Genomic DNA, 1143 nt, shown 5'->3' with positions numbered 1-1143 from the left:
CACGAACGCACCGTAGAGCGCGTTCAACTCGCGCACCAGTACCCCGATGGACCACCCATCGGAGATGATGTGATGCTGGGTGAGCAAGAAGACGTAGTCGTGCTCGGCCAGGTGAATCAGGCGCGCGCGGATCAGCGGGCCGTGCACCAGATCGAAGGGTGCTTGCGCTTCGTCGGCAGTGAGCTGCGTGAGAAGGGCGTGTGCCTCGGGCGCCCCGCGAAGGTCGTGCTCGCATAGTGGAAGACCGCCATCTGCGGCCAGCACCTGAACCTGCGGCTCGCCCTGTTCGGTCACGAACACGCTGCGTAGCGCCTCGTGGCGGGCAAACAACGCATCCAGGCTGCGTTGCCAGGCCGACACATCCAGCGGGCCGTGCAGGTGCAGTGCCATCGGGATGTGGTACGTCGCGCTCACGCCGTCCAGTTGCGCCAGGAACCACAGGCGCTGCTGCGCAAAGGACAACGGCAAGGCACCTTCGCGGGAAACCGGCTGCATCGCCGGTAGCTCGCTGGGGCCTGCATCGCGCGTTGCAGCGATCGCTGCGGCCAGCGCGCTCACCGTTGGATGCGCAAACAACTGCGCCAACGGCAGGCTCGCACCCAGGGCCGCGGGCAACCGGCTCAGCAGGCGCACCGCCAATAGCGAGTGGCCGCCCAGCTCGAAGAAGTTGTCGTGTCGGCCAACGCGTTCGACACTGAGCAACTCTTCCCAGAGGGCGGCCAAGGTCTGCTCGATCTCGCCTTGCGGTGCTTCATAGGCGTGTCGCGCATAGGCCTCGCCATCGGGTGCCGGCAAAGCCTTGCGATCGAGCTTGCCGTTGGGCGTGAGCGGCAAGGCATCCAGTTGCACGAAGGCCGAGGGCACCATGTAGTCGGGCAGGCGTGTGCTCAGGTGTGTGCGCAGCGCCGCGGCCAGATCGGAGGTCTCCCCATCGGTGGTGACGTAAGCGACCAGCCGCTTGTCGCCGGGCACGTCTTCGCGAGTGATCACCACGGCGTCGCGAATCGCTTCGTGCTCGGCCAGCCGCGCCTCGATCTCGCCCAGCTCAATGCGGAAGCCGCGGATCTTGACCTGGTGATCGTTGCGTCCCAGGAACACGAGGTTGCCGTCGGGCAGATAGCGGGCCAGATCGCCGCTGCGATA

At 66.2% G+C, this 1143-nt stretch carries 1 protein-coding gene; it reads right to left on the bottom strand.

Annotated features, from left to right (window positions below):
- Positions 1-1143: condensation domain-containing protein (locus ISS99_RS00080; RefSeq protein ID WP_239537501.1), on the bottom strand; the 1143-nt coding region annotated here is incomplete at both ends.

Origin of the sequence: Dyella mobilis (genome assembly GCF_016904945.1) — a bacterium.
Lineage (GTDB): Bacteria > Pseudomonadota > Gammaproteobacteria > Xanthomonadales > Rhodanobacteraceae > Dyella_B > Dyella_B mobilis.
The sequence above is the reverse complement of the archived record's forward strand: the minus strand, read 5'-3'. Positions and strand labels throughout refer to the sequence as shown.